At 29.3% G+C, this 19,798-nt stretch carries 19 protein-coding genes; 5 read left to right on the top strand and 14 right to left on the bottom strand.

The features are described 5' to 3' along the window. Positions 1-389 precede the first annotated feature (389 nt). Positions 390-896: a PSP1 family protein gene (ricT, locus tag FVE73_RS00795; protein ID WP_018499741.1), complete on the bottom strand. Its 507-nt coding sequence runs from the start codon at positions 894-896 to the stop codon at positions 390-392. Then, positions 893-1,627: a JAB domain-containing protein gene (locus FVE73_RS00790; RefSeq protein ID WP_018499742.1), complete on the bottom strand. Its 735-nt coding sequence runs from the start codon at positions 1,625-1,627 to the stop codon at positions 893-895. Before FVE73_RS00790 ends, ricT begins: the two co-directional genes overlap by 4 nt. A gap of 249 nt (positions 1,628-1,876) precedes the next feature. Here FVE73_RS00790 and FVE73_RS00785 point away from each other — a divergent pair, with 249 nt between their 5' ends. After that, the gene (locus tag FVE73_RS00785) at positions 1,877-3,178 is read left to right on the top strand and encodes an alpha/beta hydrolase-fold protein (RefSeq protein WP_018499743.1); all 1,302 of its coding nucleotides are present in this window, start codon (positions 1,877-1,879) and stop codon (positions 3,176-3,178) included. Between the two features lie 67 nt (positions 3,179-3,245). Further along, the gene (locus FVE73_RS00780; protein WP_018499744.1) at positions 3,246-3,923 is read left to right on the top strand and encodes a YwaF family protein; all 678 of its coding nucleotides are present in this window, start codon (positions 3,246-3,248) and stop codon (positions 3,921-3,923) included. A 395-nt stretch (positions 3,924-4,318) separates the two neighbouring features. On the opposite strand, the gene spoVG is transcribed toward FVE73_RS00780, so the two are convergent. The 10 genes from spoVG to pckA all read right to left on the bottom strand — a co-directional run bounded on the left by spoVG (position 4,319) and on the right by pckA (position 12,726). Next, entirely contained in the window at positions 4,319-4,603 is a 285-nt protein-coding gene (spoVG, locus tag FVE73_RS00775) for a septation regulator SpoVG (protein ID WP_018499745.1), read from the bottom strand. A gap of 129 nt (positions 4,604-4,732) precedes the next feature. Then, positions 4,733-4,978, bottom strand: a complete 246-nt coding sequence (locus tag FVE73_RS00770) for an RNA-binding S4 domain-containing protein (RefSeq protein WP_018499746.1) — start codon at positions 4,976-4,978, stop codon at positions 4,733-4,735. Positions 4,979-5,003: 25 nt separating this feature from the next. Beyond that, positions 5,004-5,996 (bottom strand): phosphate/phosphite/phosphonate ABC transporter substrate-binding protein, encoded by a 993-nt coding sequence (locus FVE73_RS00765; RefSeq protein ID WP_018499747.1) that lies wholly within the window; start codon positions 5,994-5,996, stop codon positions 5,004-5,006. Between the two features lie 227 nt (positions 5,997-6,223). Next, the gene (locus FVE73_RS00760; RefSeq protein ID WP_018499748.1) at positions 6,224-6,967 is read right to left on the bottom strand and encodes a biotin--[acetyl-CoA-carboxylase] ligase; all 744 of its coding nucleotides are present in this window, start codon (positions 6,965-6,967) and stop codon (positions 6,224-6,226) included. A 77-nt stretch (positions 6,968-7,044) separates the two neighbouring features. Then, complete coding sequence (locus tag FVE73_RS00755) at positions 7,045-8,163, bottom strand: sodium ion-translocating decarboxylase subunit beta (protein WP_018499749.1); 1,119 nt, start codon at positions 8,161-8,163, stop codon at positions 7,045-7,047. A 52-nt stretch (positions 8,164-8,215) separates the two neighbouring features. Continuing rightward, positions 8,216-8,590 (bottom strand): biotin/lipoyl-containing protein, encoded by a 375-nt coding sequence (locus FVE73_RS00750; RefSeq protein ID WP_018499750.1) that lies wholly within the window; start codon positions 8,588-8,590, stop codon positions 8,216-8,218. Positions 8,591-8,620: 30 nt separating this feature from the next. Then, a complete protein-coding gene (locus tag FVE73_RS00745; RefSeq protein WP_018499751.1) occupies positions 8,621-8,983 on the bottom strand; it encodes an OadG family protein in 363 nt (120 codons plus the stop codon). A gap of 196 nt (positions 8,984-9,179) precedes the next feature. Then, a complete protein-coding gene (locus FVE73_RS00740; RefSeq protein ID WP_018499752.1) occupies positions 9,180-9,446 on the bottom strand; it encodes a hypothetical protein in 267 nt (88 codons plus the stop codon). Between the two features lie 129 nt (positions 9,447-9,575). After that, entirely contained in the window at positions 9,576-10,994 is a 1,419-nt protein-coding gene (locus FVE73_RS00735) for an oxaloacetate decarboxylase subunit alpha (RefSeq protein ID WP_018499753.1), read from the bottom strand. 136 nt (positions 10,995-11,130) lie between these two features. Beyond that, complete coding sequence (pckA, locus tag FVE73_RS00730) at positions 11,131-12,726, bottom strand: phosphoenolpyruvate carboxykinase (ATP) (protein WP_018499754.1); 1,596 nt, start codon at positions 12,724-12,726, stop codon at positions 11,131-11,133. A gap of 781 nt (positions 12,727-13,507) precedes the next feature. Here pckA and FVE73_RS00725 point away from each other — a divergent pair. The 3 genes from FVE73_RS00725 to FVE73_RS00715 all read left to right on the top strand — a co-directional run bounded on the left by FVE73_RS00725 (position 13,508) and on the right by FVE73_RS00715 (position 17,946). Next, positions 13,508-14,002, top strand: coding sequence for a KdsC family phosphatase (locus tag FVE73_RS00725; protein ID WP_018499755.1), 495 nt, complete (start codon positions 13,508-13,510; stop codon positions 14,000-14,002). Positions 14,003-14,698: 696 nt separating this feature from the next. Beyond that, positions 14,699-17,203: a DegV family protein gene (locus FVE73_RS00720; protein WP_018499756.1), complete on the top strand. Its 2,505-nt coding sequence runs from the start codon at positions 14,699-14,701 to the stop codon at positions 17,201-17,203. Between the two features lie 38 nt (positions 17,204-17,241). Continuing rightward, the gene (locus tag FVE73_RS00715) at positions 17,242-17,946 is read left to right on the top strand and encodes a biotin--[acetyl-CoA-carboxylase] ligase (protein WP_018499757.1); all 705 of its coding nucleotides are present in this window, start codon (positions 17,242-17,244) and stop codon (positions 17,944-17,946) included. Positions 17,947-18,015: 69 nt separating this feature from the next. Here the strand turns inward: FVE73_RS00715 and rfbD are convergent, their stop codons facing one another. Further along, positions 18,016-18,873, bottom strand: coding sequence for a dTDP-4-dehydrorhamnose reductase (rfbD, locus tag FVE73_RS00710; RefSeq protein WP_018499758.1), 858 nt, complete (start codon positions 18,871-18,873; stop codon positions 18,016-18,018). A gap of 17 nt (positions 18,874-18,890) precedes the next feature. Then, the gene (gene galU, locus FVE73_RS00705; protein WP_026239131.1) at positions 18,891-19,790 is read right to left on the bottom strand and encodes a UTP--glucose-1-phosphate uridylyltransferase GalU; all 900 of its coding nucleotides are present in this window, start codon (positions 19,788-19,790) and stop codon (positions 18,891-18,893) included. Positions 19,791-19,798: the final 8 nt, after the last annotated feature.

The raw sequence follows: 19,798 nt of genomic DNA, 5'->3' as shown, positions 1-19,798 counted from the left end.
TTATCAAATTCCTGAAAAATTATCCTTTTTATCATTTTAAAATATTAAAATAAAACAATATTTTATTTATCTCTTCAACAAGATAAATCACTCTTTCAACTAAATATTATTTATTATCATTTATAAAAAATCTATAAAATCCCATTAATACAATGTTTAATTAATTTTGATCTTTTATATTCTTACATTATTTTTTGACAAGGGGTCTTGACCCCTTGCTACTATAAATACTATCTATTATTTAGTCCTTAATAATTTCACTATTACAATCAGTAAAAATATTATTTAATATGCAGTTCAATTATTACTAAATAAATTTGATAACTTTTCAAAGTAAAAAATTTAAGCTAAGTATGACTTTAACTTCTTTCATATTTTAAGTTTTAATTTTACCAGTAAATTTCACGTCCATATTTCCCAAAAGCTGACAAAATTCTTCCTTCATCATTTGTCTTAATTTGATAAAATTCCACTCTTTTTTTAAATGTCTTATTTACTTCCTTTACCAATTCTCTAAAATCAAGCCTGTTATTCGCTGTAAAATAAAAAATTAGCTTTCCTTCATCAAATGTATACTCTCCAATAACAAGATTCATTTCAGGAAGCAGCCTTTTTACAATTTTTTTACATTTAAAATATGCTTCATCAGCTTTTTTATCCAAATCTGCTAATTTTTTTACTTCCTCTTCTGTTAATTTTCTTTTTACTTCCCTAATTTTCAAATCATCTTGCTCACTATTTCCTTTATTTAAAGCAATTCCGAGAACTATGCCTATTTGTTCACCACGAATTGTATCTACAAGAACATAATCTCCCTTTTTATAATCTTCTAAATCACTTATCATAAACGGATAAACTTTTTTTGTTTTCCTAAATTTTATATTTATTATTTTCATAAAATCCCACCTTCCAAGAAACTAAAATGCCCCTTCTCACTTATTATTAAATGATCCAGCAACCGTATTTCTATATTCTCAAAAACTTCCTTCAATTTTCTTGTCAATAAAATATCAGATTCTGACGGTTTTAATGAACCTGATGGATGATTATGTACCAAAATTACTCCCTTTGCATTATATTCTAAAATTTTTTTTACCAATTCCCGAATATAGACCGTACTCCTGTCAATCGTTCCAAAAAAAAGCTCCTCTTCTTTTAATAGTTCATTTTGTGTATTCAAAAATAACACTTTAAATACTTCAATATCCCTATTTAAAAGAGAAAATTCCAAATATTTCAGCAGTTTAAGATTACTTGAAAGCACAATTCGCTCATTACATACTTTTTTATATAATTCATTTTCAATTATCTCAAACAAAAGTTTAAAAAATACAACTGTTCTTTCAGTCATATACTTATTTTTCTGCAATTCTTCTCCAGGCTGTTTCAAAATTGTATACAAATCCCGATATTTCCTCAAAAGTTCATTTGCAATTCCTCTACAATTTTTCCTAGTAACTATATAGGTAAGCAACAATTCCAAAATTTCATAATCTGTAAATCCCTTTGACCCTGTTAACAAGAATCGTTGTCTTAATCTTTCTCGATGTCCTTTTTCCTTTTCTTCATCCAATATTTGTTCAAAACCTATTTTTTCATTATTTTTATTTCCATTATCCCTCTTCATTTTTCCCCCCAGAAAAATATCAATAATACAAGTCAAATTTCTCTAAAAATGCCTTGCTTTTACTTAAATAGTTTACCATAAAACTAAAAAAATGACAAACTAAATTGAATATATTGTCAAAAATAAAAGGCAAAAAATTTTGAAATATAGAAAAATTATGGTAAAATTTATCAAAGGCTTTTCTTTAAAATAATAGAATAAAAAAGTTATAGAGTATATCTGATAAAAAATAATAAAGGAGGAATATCTATGAAAAAAATACTATTATTTTTAGCATTTTTCGGTATGTTAATATCAACTTGCATTATTTCAGCAGAAACAACTACTGCATTCAAGACTGAAAAAATAAAATATCCTAGAGGAATAAGAAGTGTAACATCTGTAACGGAAGTTTTCGGAACAGGACAGCAAATTACACATATTATTTTAGAATTTAATGAAAAAGTAGTAAATTCACAGCTGACAAAAAATACTTTTACAGTATCAGACAGAACTGTTGAAAAAATTTATTCAAATACTCGTCCAGAAAAAACTGACATTGTAAAAGACGGAAGATTTGTCATTATCGAATTAAATCCAAAAGATAGTGGAGCTTCTCTTCGTCTTGAAGGAAATGATGAAGTAGGATTTCAAATGAAAAAGGCAACTTCTAAAGTAACACAAAAGGAAGATATTTTATTTACAAATGGCAAAAAATTAGAAAAAAGTATTGCGATACTTGAAAATAACAAGATCAAAAATTTAATTGTGGAAAATTTTAAGCAGTTTGTATATAAAGATCCAAAAACTGGGACAACTGTAAAATATAATCTTTATATTCCAAAAAATTATGATAAAAATAAAAAATATCCACTTGTGCTGTTTATGCACGATGCGGGAGTTTTAAGTGAAGATACAAAAACTACCTTGCTTCAAGGAAACGGTGCTATTTCATTTGCAACTCCTGAAGAACAGGAAAGACACGAGGCATTTGTGCTAGCTCCTCAATATTCAAGAAAAGTAGTGGATGATAATGGAGATATCACAAGTGATTTGGATGCAACTGTAAATTTAATAAAAGATTATTTAATTTCAAAATATAGTATTGATGAAAAAAAATTATATGCAACAGGGCAATCAATGGGCGGAATGATGGCTATCGTTATGAACTATAAATATCCAGAATTATTTGCTGCTTCATATTTAGTAGCTTGTCAATGGGATCCGAAAGAAGTATCTACTATGGCAAGAAATAATCTATGGATAACAGTTTCAACTGGCGATGCAAAAGCCTATCCAGGAATGAATGCGATTACAAGTGAACTTATAAAAAGAGGAGCTACAGTAGCCAAAGATAGTTGGAGAGCCGACTACACAGATGCACAATTTCTAGAAGGAGCAAGAAAGGTCATTGCCCAAAAGTCAAATATAAAATACACAACACTTGAAAAAGACACAAATCCATACTTGCCTAAAGATGCTAACCCTGGTTTAGAACATTCTGGAACTTGGAAGGTAGCCTATAGCATACCTGGAATAAAAGACTGGATGTTTTTACAATCAAAACAATGAAGAGCATTGAAAAATTTCAAATAAAAATAAGAAGAAAAGAAAAAAAGGAAATAAGAAAGGAGAAATTTTGACTTTTAGTTATTTTAGCCCAATTCACATAGAAACCTTTGTAGTATCAACTTTAATTTGTATATTCTTATTTTACGTTCCAAAAATTTTTAAGGATATAAACATAGAAAAATATTCAACAATTTTAGGTTATTTTTTACTAATATTTAAAATAGTTGATTCAATTTACAGGCTGATGTATCAAAATGAGCCTGTAACAAATGTTATGCCAGTACATCTTTGTAATTTTGCAGCAATTTTTGCAGGACTATATTTAATTTTCAGAACAAAATTCTTGTATAATGCAGTCTATTATTTAACTTTTGGACCAGTTTTAGCATTAATTTTGCCTGGAATAATCTATTACCATGATAACTATTACGTGTATATTTTTATGATAATGCATGCACTTATTGTATTTACAGCTTTTTTTGGATATGCTTATTTGAATGAAAAACCTACAAAAAAAGGACTTATTCAATCAATAATTACATTGCTTTTCATATTTTTATATGCATTTACATATAATTTTATTTTTAAAGGAATAAATGCAATGTTCTTAAAAAGCTATATTATTTCACAAGTAAGCTTTATAAAACCAATTTGGCTATATGATATTGTTTTAATATTAACAATGATTTTTTTACAATTTTTGTTTTATCTTCCAATTATGAAAAAAAATAAAAAAACTATATAATAAAAAAATACTGAATCCTATTTAAAAAAGTAAAACTATGTTTTATTTGTTTACTAATAGGCAAGTGATCATTCCTTGCTAAAAAGATTTGATGTTAAAATACGATATTTAATTGGAAAAGTGAGGATAGATTTATACCATTCCCCGTTTAAAAAGCGAATATTTATTTTAATTATCTGAAAATAAATATCAGGTTTAAACTACTAAAAAGATTTATAATATATTCGTTATTCAAATGGGATTTAGTATTAGTTAGATTAAAAAAAGTGAAATGAATATTAAATATGAAATTAAAAAATGGAATAATTAAGAAGAAAGAAAAAGTACACCACTGATATTAGTATTATTATGTATATATGATTTTAGTATTTAGGTGTACTTTTTTAGTGAAAATGTTATTCAGCTTCAGTATGAGCTGCCTTTTCATGTTCAAATTTTTCTAAAACAACTTTTGTTATTTCAGCACGAAGTTCAGGTTTGATTGGATGAACTATGTCCTTAAACTCTCCGTTTGGCATTCTTCTTGATGGCATTGCCACAAAAAGTCCGTTTTGTCCGTCAATTATTTTTAATCCATGAATGACAAAACTTTCGTCAAATGTAATGTCGGCATAAGCCTTTAATCTTTCGATGTTCTCTGTCTGTTTTCCAATTCTAATACGAATATCAGTTACTTTCATAAGTCTTCTCCTTGTTTTGTAGTTTTATTTTCCACTACAATTATACCTTATTTATCGTAAAAAACAAGAGAAAAAGTCATAAAGAATATAATATTTCCTTAATTTATTTAGAGTAACTTTAGAAACAAATTATCCTATTATCTTGACATAATCTTCAACAAATTCTTTTTTTAGACTTTCAGGCGGTAAATCCAGTACTTTCACCTTTATATTTTTATTAAAATACTTTATTTCAAAAATATCGCCTTTTTTCACGTCATAGGAAGATTTCTTAGGATCTCCGTTTACAACAATATTTCCATTATCCGCAAGCTCCTTTGCCACAGTTCTTCTCTTTATAATTCTTGTTACCTTTAAAAATTTATCTAAACGCATTTTTTTATTTACTCCTAAATTTTCGTTATTTTATATTTTTCATTCCTTCATACCATGCTGTGTTTGTTTCTACAAATCCAACATTGTCATTTTCCTTCAGGAACAATCCTCTTACTTTGCTCTTTTTATTGCTGAAAATATGCGGATTATCGGTTGTTGACTTAGCCATTAGAGCCTTTTTTATTTTTTCTTGATCTTCCTTTGATAAAGTTCTTGTATTAAATACAATTGGTCCATTATAAACAGGAATTGATTTTATAACTGTAAAAGTTTTTCCTGCAAATTCTCCAAATGGTGCAACTGCTCCTTTTTTAACTTTATATGTAGCCCCTGAATTAAAATCTTTTCCAGCAACTAATTCATATATCGTAAATGATTTTGGAATAGCAAATGTCGCAACATCAACATCCCCTTTAAATAATAAAACTTGAGTTCCAGGATGTGAATTTCCAAACATAACCTTTGAAAATACCCTATTTCCCAATAATTCATCTGTATTTTTTAGCCCAAATTCCTTTACAATTACACTTCCAGGCACTTTAAATCCAGATGTAGAACTATTTGTAACAAATCCCATTGACTTACCTTTAATCTTTTTCAAGTCAAATCCATCTCCAGAACGATATTTATTGGCATCTTCCCCTCTTACTGCGATAAAGCTGTAATAAAGGGCATCCTTTAACGTTCCACTTTCCCCTGCATTTGTCAATACTGCCTCAATATTCTTTGTACGCTTTCTAGCATTTAAATATGCCTCCGCTCCAATATACGCAATTTGTGATTGTCCAGAAACAATATTTTCCACCGTAATATTATAATCAGTTGTCGTAACAATCTCAACCTTTTTCCCAGTTGCCTCCTGTACAATCCGAGCAAATTCTTCCCTAGATTTCTTTAATGAATCATTAGTTTCATTCGGCAAAAACACAATTTTAATCGTATCATTCTTTTTTCCACAACTAATTGTAAATAAAAAAACCATTACTAATAATAAACTTCTCAAAATATTTTTTTTCATAATACCTCCATTATAAAATAACCTAAATTTTTTTATATTATAACATTAGTTATTTGCATAGTCAATTCTAAAAATTTTTAAAATAAAAAAATCATTTTGCTAGATATACAATGCTAAACCTCATTTAAAAATAGAAGTTATACTTTACATTATTTGCTAACAAGGAATTTTGCCCCTTTAGAAACTCATAACCAGTCAGCTGTTTAAATAGGAAATAATATAAAAATTTAAAAAACAATTTTTTCAAAAACTTCTCCAATTGAAAAACTCTTAATTTCACCTTTTCCTACTTCATCCTTTTTTACCAAAACTTCAATTTCTCCATTTTCATTAATATCTTGTGCAATTCCCAGAACTTTTTCATTTCCAAATTTCAGTTCTATTTTTTTATTTTTTAAATAATTTATTTCATTTATTTCTTTCAAAATATCTTCCCATAATCCATTTTCCAACTTTTCACACAACATTTGAAATTCAGAAATAATATTTTTTATAATTTTTTCAATCTCATATTTTTTATTTGTTACTTGTGTCAATGAAATTGCCTTATTTTTCAGTTTTCCCGGCAATATATTATTTATATTTATCCCAATTCCAACAATATAGACATCATCTATTTTTTCTATTAAAATCCCGCACAACTTCTTATTTTCCAAATAAACATCATTTGTCCACTTAAATTTATATTCCAAATTTTCTATTCCTCTTAATCCTTTTATTGTTGCAAGCCCAGCAATTAAAGGCAATTTCAAATAATCCTCAATTTCCCAGTTTTCTCTTTTCTCCAAAAAAAAGCTAAAAATAGCCATTCCCTCCATAGAAACCCAGTCATTCTGCCTACGTGCCCTTCCATGAGTCTGATTTTTAGTGCAAATAACATCAAATTCCTCATAATTTTTATGGTTTCTTTCCAAATAATCATTCGTTGAATCTAATTCCTTAAATTTATACAGATTTATATTTTTTTTCATTTTTTCCCCTTCTGTTTATTAATTTAAAAAAATACTCCCATTAAATATAATACTTCAAAATTAATGAGAGCAATAATTTATCTAAATATTATTAAAAGAGCTCCTGCTGCTACAGCTGATCCAATTACACCAGCAATATTTGGTCCCATTGCATGCATTAGCAAAAAGTTTTTAGGATTTTCAGATTGTCCTATTTTTTGGACAACTCTTGCTGCCATTGGCACTGCTGAAACACCTGCTGCCCCAATCATCGGATTTACTTTTCCTCTTGTAAATTTATACATTATTTTTCCAAATAGTACTCCTCCCACTGTTCCAAAAGAAAATGCAATTAATCCAAGAATAATGATTTTTATTGTTACAAAACTTAAAAAATGTTCTCCATCAGCAGTTGCTCCAACTGTCATTCCAAGTACAATTGTAATACAGTATAGCATAGCTCCCCTTGCATGTTCAACTAAATTTGAAACAACACCAGCTTCTTTTATTAAATTTCCAAGCATTAGCATTCCAATTAATGGAGCTGATGATGGAACTAAAAGAATAACAATAATTGTTACTGCAATTGGAAAAATTATTTTTTCCCTTTGGCTTACAAATCTAAGCTGTTTCATTTCAACCATTCTTTCCTTTTTAGTTGTCAATAATTTTATAATTGGCGGCTGAATTACAGGCACAAGAGCCATATAAGAATAGGCTGCAATGGCAATTGATCCTAGCAAATGCGGTGCCAGTTTTGTTGTCAAATAAATAGCAGTCGGTCCGTCAGCTCCTCCAATAATTCCAATTGAAGCCGCTTCCTTTCCTGTCAATCCCAGCAAAATTGCCCCAAGAAATGCCACAAAAATTCCAAGCTGTGCAGCCGCTCCCAGCAAAAGGCTTTTCGGATTTGCAATAAGCGGTCCGAAATCAGTACTTGCTCCTATCGCCAGAAATATTAATGGCGGATAAATTCCCAATTTTACTCCTTGATACAAATAATATAAAAGTCCGCCCTTTTCCATAAGTCCTTCATTTGCTACAGCAGGTAAATTTGCAAGTAACATTCCAAAGGAAATTGGGAGCAATAAGTAAGGTTCGTATTGTTTTTTTATTGCTAAATATAGCAAAATTAGGGAAATTATTATCATGATTAACTGCCTTCCAGTTATCATAGATATTCCTGTTGTCCCGTAAAGAATTTTTAGTAGTTCCATTTGAAAACCATCCTTTCCTTAGGTTTTTAGTAACATTTGAATTTAAAGTAATTTAAGATAATACGGCTAAAACATCATCGACATTTACTTTATCTCCTTTTATCACCTTAATCTCGTCTATAACTCCATCACAAGGTGCTACAATTGGATTTTCCATTTTCATTGCTTCTAAAATGACAATTTCATCTCCAGCTTTTACTTTTTCTCCAGCTTTTACTTTTACATCCACAATAAGTCCCTGCATTGGAGCTTTTATTACTTCACTTTTTCCAGTTCCCCCTTGTAAAGGTGGATTTTCACTTTTGTCTATTTTTTGTTTACTATTTGAATAAGTTGAAGTTTCAATGGTTCCATCTTTTTCAGTAACTTCTTCCACTTCCACTTCATAAACTTTTTCTCCAATTTTGATTTTGTACAGTTTAATCATATTTGTCATGCCCCTTTATATTTTCAAATTTTATTTTATTTCCCTAATATTTCTTATTTTTATACGACTATTCTTATTATCTCCTGCCGCTTCAATTAGTGCTGCCATCATTGCTGCCATCATAGTTTCATCTTTTATTTTTTCCATATTAAATGTTTCTTTTTTATCCAATTTTCCTTCATTACTTAATTTTTCTGTTTTTTTCAAAACTTTATTATCATTTGTTTTTTTACTATCTTTACTTCTTCCTTCAAAGTTTGAAAAATATTTAAAAAATGATAACATAAATGAAATTAAAAATAATATGAAAAAAACAATTAACATACTTACAATTGAAATATAAACTGCATCTGTAAATGTTACAGCCAAATTTCCAAACAAAATACTTTTCATATTTTAATTATTCCTTTCATTTTTTTTATAAACTATCACACAAAAATAATTTCAATTACTGAATCCAAACATTTACCAAAAATTATTTATAGTAAAATTATATAAAACCGAACTGAAAAATTACAACTATTTATTCAAAATTTAGTTTACTTAATTTTCACACGTTCGATTTTAATAGGTTTAGTATATTTCTTTATTATTTTATTTTGTAATAACTGTCAAATTTTTCCTTATGTGAAAGTTTCATTTTATTTCTAAGATGAACCATATCACTTACAACTTTTTCTTCTGTATGAGTTAATTTTTCCCAATCTATCAGGTTTTCTTTATCACGAGTCTTATTTATTTCTGTATCGAGTTCTAATATTTTTTCAAGTAATGCTTTTTTATTCCAAGCAGTATTTTCATACCAATCTGTTATTTCCTTTAATTTTCTTTTGAAATAATCTATATCTAAATTCATTTTTCACCTCTCTTTGAGTTACCAAATCCCCTCCAGAATCGGGATAATAAAATCCTATTTTAAGTCCCGATTTTAAAGAAGTCTTACATCACAGCTAAAAAAGTTATCAATTTACCACATCCTAATTTTTTAAAAAAACACTTCAATATTTTGAATGCTTATTTCATCTTTTGATTTTTTTTGTTTTTCTGTTTCCTTTAAATATTTCGTTTCATATTTTTCCTTCAAATAATTTTTTGCAATTTGAGGAAAACACGCATAAGTCAAAACATCTTCATCAGACTTTGCCAAACTTCCAATTTCACTTTTCATCGCATCATATTCATTTTCCAACAAATCGGCAGGTCTTCCAGTAAACACTTTATTATTTCCAATTATAATCGACTTAATTTCACCAGAAATTTCCACAGGAGACTTTCCGTACATCCCCTTCACATAATCTTTAATTTCCTTCGGAATCATCTTATATCTTTGTCCTGTCAAAACATTAAATACCGACTGCGTTCCAACCATTTGGCTCATTGGAGTTACTAATGGCGGATAACCTAGATCTTTTCTTACTTTTGGAATTTCACGAAGCACATCTTCGTATTTATCTTCCGCTCCCTGTGCCTTCAATTGCGATACAAGATTGGAAAGCATTCCTCCAGGCAGTTGATATTCCACAATGCTTGGCTCTACCGCAAGGGCCTTTGGATTTAATGTTCCGTTATCAATGTATTTTTTTCTTATTGGCTTAAAATACTCTGCAACTTCCTTTAAAAGTTCAAGATCCAATCCTGTATCATATTTTGAGCCTTGTAAAGTTCTGACAAGCGATTCTGTAGGCGGTTGTGAAGTCCCACCTCCAAAAGGTGAAATTGCCGTATCTACAATATCCACTCCAGCCTCAATTGCCTTTAACGTGCTCATTCCAGCTAATCCCGCAGTTGCATGCGTATGTAATTCAAGCGGAACTTTTAAAATGCTTTTTAACTCACCTACAAGTTCATAAGCCATATTTGGAAGCAAAATTCCAGACATATCCTTTATAGCGATGGAATCTGCTCCCATACTTTCCATTTCCAAAGCCAGTTTTTTATAATATTCAATCGTGTGAACTGGGCTAATTGTATAGCAAATAGCAAGCTGGCTATGCCCTCCATATTTTTTAGTGCTTTCAGATGCCTGTCTTATATTTCTCGTATCATTCAAAGCATCAAATGTTCTAATAATATCAATTCCATTTTTTATTGAAAGTTCAACAAACTTATCCACAATATCATCTGCATAATGCCGATAACCAAGTAAATTTTGCCCTCTCAAAAGCATTTGCAGCTTTGTATTTTTAGCTCTTTTTCTAATTTCCCGCAGTCTTTCCCACGGATCTTCGTGTAAAAATCTAATTGCCGCATCATAAGTTGCACCGCCCCAAACTTCCATTGCATAATATCCAATTTTATCCATAGTTTCTATTATTGGAAGTATTTCAGCAGTTGTCATTCTTGTTGCCATGAGTGACTGATGTCCATCTCTTAACGATGTCTCAGTTATTTTCACCCTTCCCATAAAAACCTCCCTATTTTAGTAAACAGTTAAAAATTGCCATAAAATAAACAGTTAATCATATTTTCAAACTCTTGAAAATTGACTAAAAATAAATAATTAATAATTATTTTAACTTTAAGCTACCTATTTTATATGTTTATTCAAAATATGCTGGTCCTGCATTTACAATATGTTCTGGCATATTTGGGTATTTCTTTTCAAAATTTTCCCTAAACATTTTAGCAAGTTTTTTAGCAGCCGCTTCATAGGCTTCCTTATTTGCCCATGTATCTATTGGATTTAATAATTCACTCGGAACATTTGGACAATATTGCGGAATTTCCAAATTGAAAATATCATCGTGCTTGTATTCAACTTCATCTAGTTCACCATTTAGTGCCGCAGTTACCATTGCTCTCGTATATATTAAATTCATACGACTTCCAACACCGTAAGGTCCGCCAGACCATCCTGTATTTATTAAAAATACTTTTGTATTGTGAAGGTCTATTTTTTTACCTAACATTTCTGCATAAACTAATGGATCAAGCGGCATAAACGGTTCTCCGAAGCAAGTCGAGAATGTTGGCTGCGGTTCTGTAATTCCACGTTCAGTTCCAGCCAATTTAGAAGTAAATCCTGTTACAAAATGATAAATTGCTGCATCCCTTGAAAGTCTTGAAACAGGCGGTAAAACACCGAATGCATCTGCAGTCAGAAATACCACAACATTTGGAATTCCTCCAATTCCAGGAATTTGTGCATTTTTTATATGGTTAATCGGATATCCGACTCTTGTATTTTCAGTTAAGCTCTTATCATAAAAGTCTAATTCACGTGTAACTGGATTCATTACAACATTTTCTACAAGACTTCCAAATTTTATTGCATTGTAAATATCAGGTTCATGTTCTGGATCAAGATTTATACATTTTGCATAACATCCTCCTTCAAAGTTGAAAATACTGTGATCAGACCATCCATGTTCATCATCTCCGATTAACTTACGATTAGGATCTGTTGAAAGTGTAGTTTTTCCAGTCCCTGAAAGCCCGAAAAATATAGCAGTTTGTCCAGTTTTTGGATCCATGTTGGCAGAACAGTGCATAGGTAATACATCCATTTCAGGCATTACAAAGTTCATTATTGAAAATACACTTTTCTTTATTTCTCCCGAATATTCTGTTCCACAAATAATTCCAACTTTTGCCTCATAATTGATAATTATCGCAGCTGATGAGTTTATTCCGTCGATTTTTGCATTACACTTAAATCCTGGTACTGCAATTATTGTAAAGTCAGCATGTCCATAATCCTTTAGTTCTTCTTCTGTTGGACGGATTAAAAGCTGGTGGATAAACAAATTTTGGCTGGCTCGTTCATTTATTATTCTAAATTTCTTTCTGCAAGCTGGATCTGCTCCCGCCATTCCATCAAATATGAATATTTCTCGATTTTGCAGATATGCAATCAATTTATTATAAATAGAATCAAATTTTTCCTTCTCAATAGGCTTATTTACATTTCCCCAAGCAATTTTTTCATGAATCCCTGGAGTATCAACAATGTATTTATCCTTAGGTGAACGTCCCGTATATTTTCCTGTCGTTACAACTAAAGCTCCACTTGCTGACAATATGCCTTCCTCTCTTTTTAACGCATGTTCAACAAGTTCTGCAGGTGTCAAATTTCTATAAACTTGGGCTACATTTACTATCCCTAATTTTTCCAAATCTTTTGTCACTTTTTTCATAATACTCCCTCCGTATTTACAAAATTTTGTAGTCATTTGTAAAAATAAACACATTTAACAAATCAATACTTTTTATTTTAATAAGGGTTGATATTCTTTAAATTTCCTAGTCTTTACTTTTACAATCATCTATCATAAAATTTAGCAATTAACATCAATAAAACAAAAAATTCCCTACTTTGTATGTAGGGAAACGCAAAACATTTTTAATTTTAAAAAATAATTTTTAAATATCTCAATTTTGAATTTGTTTGGGTTATGTTAAATTTATAATAATATTTTTATAAAAAATAAATACAAAATTCTTTTGATATTAAATCAGAAAAGCAATTTAAATTTTACAATTTTAGATACATATCAAAAAATTACAATTTTATAGCCAATAGTTTTTTTTATGTATATCAGAAATCTACTAACAATGATCTTCAATACAAACATTCCTCTATTCTAGCCATATAATTGCCTAAAAGCATATTCAACATTATTTTTCCCCTACATTAGTATTATCCCACATTTTTCCTAAAAGTCAATATTTTTTTTAAAATTTTAATTAAAAGAGTATTCTATGAAAGATTAAATTTATTATAAAGATATACTATGGTATAAATTAAAAATAATATGATCTGAAATATCTCTAGACCTTTAACCATAGAGCTTATTCAAGATTAGTCATAAATACTCTTTAAATATTCTCATTTCGTTTTTTTTTCAAAATAAATTTGAATAATAACCATATATTGTGGTATAATAGTAACAAGTTGTAAACATAAATGGAGAGAAAATGATAAAATTAATTTTACTAGATGTAGATGGAACACTGACCGATGGTGGAATCTATCTTGGAAATAGTGGCGAAGAACTAAAAAAATTCAATGTAAAAGACGGCTATGCCATCGCAAATGTACAAAAACTCGGCATTGAATTTGGAATTATTACAGGTGGAAAATCTGAATTATTAAAAAGACGTGCTGAAAAACTAAAAATAAAATACCTTTTCCAGGGAATTTCTGAAAAAACTTTAATACTGGATGAAATTATAAATCAAACAGGGCTAAAGGAAGAAGAAATAGCCTATATGGGTGACGATTTAAATGACATGGCAATTATAGAAAGAATTGGGTTTTCTGGAACCCCGTTAGATGGTATATCTGAAGTAAAAGCAATCGCCGATTTCATTTCTACCAAAAATGGCGGTGAAGGAGCAGTACGTGAATTTATAGAAGTTATTTTAAAAAAAGAAAATTTATTTCAAAAATTTTTATCAATCATAAAATAGATTAAATTTTTTTTCATTAAATAAAACCTTAAATATTCATATTAAAGAATTTTATTTGAAATTGACAAAAGTTATTTTTATTAATATTTGTTTTTTTGTTTTTTTCAATATTTTTCTTTTTTTCAAACGTAAAGGGGATCAGTCGCCATCCCCTTTACAATTCCCGCTTGTCTAAGCATTTTTTTGAAATGAAATTGAAACTCGCTTTTTAATAAAAGTTCTTATAAAATTTTTAAACTAATTACAATTTAAAAATTTTGAAAAAGCTCAAACAGTCAATTTCATTCCAAAAAAATCACGACGTTCTAATTCAATTATGATAGATTATTTGACTAAAACAAATATCAAGCAAAATTTCGTTAAAGAAAAAATAACTGTTTGAGATTTTGAAACATATTTTAAATTGTATTCAGTTATCTGTGTCAAGATAACTTTGATTCAAAATCAAGTTTTATTTTTTCTTTATAAGAAAGTTTTGCGTAAGCCGGGTTGTAAGGGCGTGGCGCTTGACGCCCTTACGTTAAAAAAAAATAATTAAGAAATAAAGAAAAAACAATTATTCATAAAAATAATCTATAAAATGTAAATTATAAAAAAATCTTAAATATGAATCTTTAGGAAATAGATTTAGAATGGATTTATTAATTAAATAAAAAATAATCAGAAAATATAAAAAATTATTTTTAGGAGGAAATAATGGCAATAAAATATTTAGATGCCAAAAGGCTAAGATTAGTGTTTATTGGCGGTGGAAAATGGGTTACAAAGCATGAAGAGCTATTAAATGAACTGAATGTTTATCCAGTTCCTGATGGAGATACTGGGAGCAATATGTCAATGACATTAAATTCGATGATAAATGATCTGGAAGAAAAGACAGATGAAAAAATAAAGATGCCACAACTTATAGATGTGGTTGAAGAAGCTGTATTAATGGGAGCTCGTGGAAATTCTGGAACAATTTTATCACAAGTAATTACAGGATTTTTAAGAGGAATTGGAGAAAAAGTTAAACTGTTGCCTAAAGACGTGGCAGAAGCTCTTGTGAGTGCAAAAGAAACTGCATACAATGCTGTAAGTGAACCTATTGAAGGGACAATGCTGACAGTTATTAGAAAAATTTCTGAAAAGGCTACAGAATGTGCAGATAAATTTGAAGATTTAGTGGTATTTTTAAAGGAAATTGTAGAAGCTGGAAAGAAGGCTGTAGATGAAACACCTGAACTGCTTCCAAAATTGAAAGAGGCTGGAGTAGTTGATGCAGGTGGAAAAGGTCTATTTTTCTTTTTTGAAGGATTTTATAAGGTTACAACTGAATTAAACTTGCTAGCAGAATTGCAAAAGGCTCAAGTAAAGGAAAATGAATTTGACAAAACAATAGCTAATATTAACCACGATCCTGAAAGCATACATTTCCAATATTGTACAGAATTTATCATTCTAAATGGTAATTTTGATACAAATGAATATAAAAAACGTGTATTAGAACTGGGAGATTCAGCAGTATTTGCACAAACTTCTAAAAAATTCAAGACTCACATTCATACAAACCATCCTGGAAAAGCAATTGAAATTGCATTGGAATATGGACCACTAGAAAAAATGAAAGTGGAAAATATGAGATTACAGCATGATAATTTACAAATTTTTAGTGAAAAAGATGAAGCAAAAATTTTTACAAATAAAAAAATTGATAAAACAAAATCGGCATTTGTGATTTTGGCAGATTCTGAAAATTTGAAGGATGAGTTTTTAAAACTTGGTGCAGATGTGGTAATCTTGGGAGGACAAAGTAAAAATCCAAGTGTTCAGGAAATATTAAATGCCATTGGAAAAACCGAAAAAGAAAATGTTTATATTCTTCCAAATAATAAAAATGTAATTACAACAGCAAAAATAGCATCTGAAAAATCTAAAAAAACAGTTATCGTTCTAAATACAAAAACAATGCTTGATGGATATTATTTCTTAAAAAACAAATATTCTGATATTGATGAATTAAAAGAAGCAGCATCTAGAAACTACTCTGTGGAAATCACAAAAGCTGTGAGAGATACAAAAATTGAAGATTTATCAATAGAAAAAGATGATTTTATTGGACTTATAAATGGAAAAATAAAATATGCAAAAAAATCATTAAAGGAAGTAACAGATGCTATAATAGATGACTTGGTAACTAAAAATACACTAACTGCAGTTGTTGTAAGTGGAAATGAAAAAGATGAAACTGTACAAAAAAGTATTGAAGAAAAATTGGCAGGATTGAAAACTACAATTATTAATGGAAATCAGGAAAATTACTACTATTATTTATACATTGAAAATAAAGACCCAAATATGCCTGAAATTGCTATTTTAACAGATTCTGTCTCAGACTTGACAAATGAAGACATTGAAGGGCTTCCAATAAAAATAGTGCCTTTAAAAATTGATATAAATGGTGAACTTTACAAGGATGGAGTGGAAATTTCAAAATCAGAATTTTGGCATGAAATGCTAGACAATGATGCAAGAATTAAAACATCTCAACCATCACCGCAAGACTTTTTAAATGCCTACAATAAGCTATTTGAAAAAGGATATAAAAAGATTATTTCAATACATCCATCATCAAAATTAAGTGGAACAATACAAGCAGCCAAAGTTGGAAGAAGCCTTACAAATAGAGAAAACGACATAGAATTAATCGACAGTTTAGGAGCTTCATTATTACAAGGATTCCTTGTACTAGGAGCAGCAGGAAAATCAGTAAGAGGTGAAAGTTTTACGGAAATTATAAACTGGGTAAATAACTTTAGAACTAAAGGTAAACTCCTTATGATCATTCCAGATTTAAAATATCTTGAAAAAGGTGGAAGAATTGGGAAAGCAAGTTCAACAATAGCTGGAGCATTGAATATGAAACCTATTTTAACTGTAAATCAAGGGGAAGTTACAGTTGAGAAAAAAGTTCTTGGCGAACGTAATGCACAAAAATATATTGAGAAATATATTGAACGTGAAAGCAAAAAACAAAGTATCGTACTTATGAGCGGATGGGGCGGAACTCCAACTGAACTTGAAAATGTCGTAAGAATTTATTCTGAAATCGAAAATAATCCAAAAATAAACTCATTAATACTAAATCGGGAAATCGGAGCTGTAATAGGAGCTCATGCAGGTCCAGTTTATGGAGTATTTATATTTCCAAGATTAAGTTAATTAATCTTTTAACATAATAATCAGAAAGAGGGACAGCTTTGAAATTTAAATTTTTTGATAAAATAAATTCAACAAATACATATTTACGACGACAACTAAAAATCGAAGAATTTGAAGTAATCGTAGCAAAAAATCAGACAGATGGAAAAGGAAAAAGAGATAGTACGTGGATTTCAAGTGAAGGTGCTGCTCTCTTTTCTTTTGCTGTTAATGACAATTATGAACTGGATGAAAAAATTACAATTTTCACAGGATATATTGTCTACAAAATACTAAAAAATTATATAGAAAGCAAAGATAAGCTAACTTTCAAATGGCCAAATGACATTTATTATGAAAATAAAAAAATATGTGGAATACTTTGCGAAAAAGTAAGAGATCACATAATAATTGGAATTGGAATAAATATCAACAATACCGATTTTGGAATATTTCGTGAAAAAGCTATTGCACTTGTGGAAATTACAGGAAAAAAATACTCGGTACAAGGCATAATAGAAGAAATTGTATCAACTTTTGAAAATGAATTTCACAGCTTGAACCGAGAATGGGAAAGTATATTGCATATAGTAAATGAAAATAGTTATTTAAAAGGTAAAAAAATAGTAATTCAGCAAAATGGAAAACTTTCAAAAAAAGAATACAGATTTTTACGCGTAGATAGAAGAGGTAGAATTTCGATTATTGCTAAAGGAGATAGTGATGAATTAAAATTTACTTCGTTACAATTTAAAGTTATATAGTACTCAATAAAAAATAAAAAGGAATATCTCTTTAATCATAAAGGATATTCCATATTTTTATAACAAATTTTACAACTCTCCATTTTCTTTCATCTCTTCCAAAAACCTATCAATTCCCGACTGCCAAGCAGGAATTTTCTCTCCTAACAATTTCTCAACTTTGCTAGAATCCAATTTAGAGTAAGCCGGTCGTTTTGCAGGAAGATTGAAATCAGCCGTCTTAGCTCTCACTAACGTTCCATTCCAACCAATTTTTTCCAAAACATACTTTGCTTGATCGTATTTACTTGCGATTCCATCATTTGTAATGTGATATAAACCAAATTTTTCAGTTTGAATTAGTTTCCAGGAGAACTTAGCCAAATCCACCGAATACGTAGGAGCTGACACTTGATTATCCACAATATTCAATTCATTTCTTGATTTACTCCAATTTATAACTTGCTTATTAAAATTGTTATTTGCTATTCCAAATACCCATGAAGTTCGTATTACAAAAGATTTATCATATATTTTAAAAACTTCTTTTTCACCTTTAGCCTTTGATTTTCCATATTCCGATAACCCATTTGTTTCATCCTCTTCCAAATATGGAGAACTTTTATTTCCATCAAACACAAAATCCGTCGAATAAGTTACAAAGATTGCTCCTATTTCTTTAGAAATTTCAGCTAACTTTTTAGGAGCTTTAGCGTTTAATAGCCAAACTTTCTCATCATTTTCTGCCTTATCCACATCATTATACGCCGCACAATTTATTATATGAGTAATTTCTCTATTTCCTTGAAAAAATTTTTTTAATTTCTCATCATTTGTGATGTCCAATTCTTTAGAATCAGTTGCGATGTATTCAATATTTTTTCTATCGAATATTTTTTTGAAATCGTGTCCTAGTTGACCGTTTGAGCCTGTTAGTAGTATTTTCATATTGTTCCTCTAATTTTCTATATTTCATATTCAATTAATTTTTTTAAATACTCTTTTACCTTATCTTTTAACTCAGGATGTCTTAATCCAAATTCAACATTTGCAACAAACATTCCAAATTTATTCCCTGTATCATATCTTAATCCCTCGTAATTATATGCATATAATTTCCCACCATCATTTTTCATACTTAAAATTGCATCTGTTACCTGTATTTCTCCACCTTTTCCAGGTTTAGTATTTTTTAAATATCCAAATATTTCTGGTTCTAAAACATATCTTCCAAGTGCCGCTAATCTACTTGGTGCCTCATCTAAATTAGGTTTTTCAACAAAATTCTCCACTTCCACTGTTCTTTCATCTATCTTTTTCAAAGGCTTTATTATTCCATATTTATTTACATCTTTTTCAGGAACTTTTTGTACACCTAAAATATTTCCACCTTTTAACTCAGAATATTTATCTATTAATTGTTTTATTGCAGGTAATTCTCCTTTTGCTTTGTCAGTATAAACAATATCATCTCCTAAAACTACGACAAAAGGCTCATCTCCTACAAACGCTTCAGCACAGCCAATTGCATGTCCTAAACCTAGCGGTTTTTTTTGCCTTACATAATAAATATTCGATAATTTTGAAATATCATTTATCACTTTTAATAAATCTTTTTTCCCTTTTTCTTCAAGTGTCTTTTCCAGCTCAAAAGAATAATCGAAATGATTTTCTATTGAACTTTTATTTCTTCCTGTTACAATAAGTATTTCTTCAATTCCTGAATCTACTAATTCTTCAACTAAATATTGCAATGCTGGTTTATCTACCACTACTAACATCTCTTTAGGCTGTGCCTTTGTTGCAGGCAACACTCTTGTCCCTAATCCTGCAGCAGGTATTACTGCTTTTCTTATTTTTTTCATAATTTTTC

Origin of the sequence: Leptotrichia wadei (assembly GCF_007990545.2) — a bacterium.
Lineage (GTDB): Bacteria > Fusobacteriota > Fusobacteriia > Fusobacteriales > Leptotrichiaceae > Leptotrichia > Leptotrichia wadei.
This window is presented reverse-complemented; position numbering and strand designations above follow the sequence as displayed.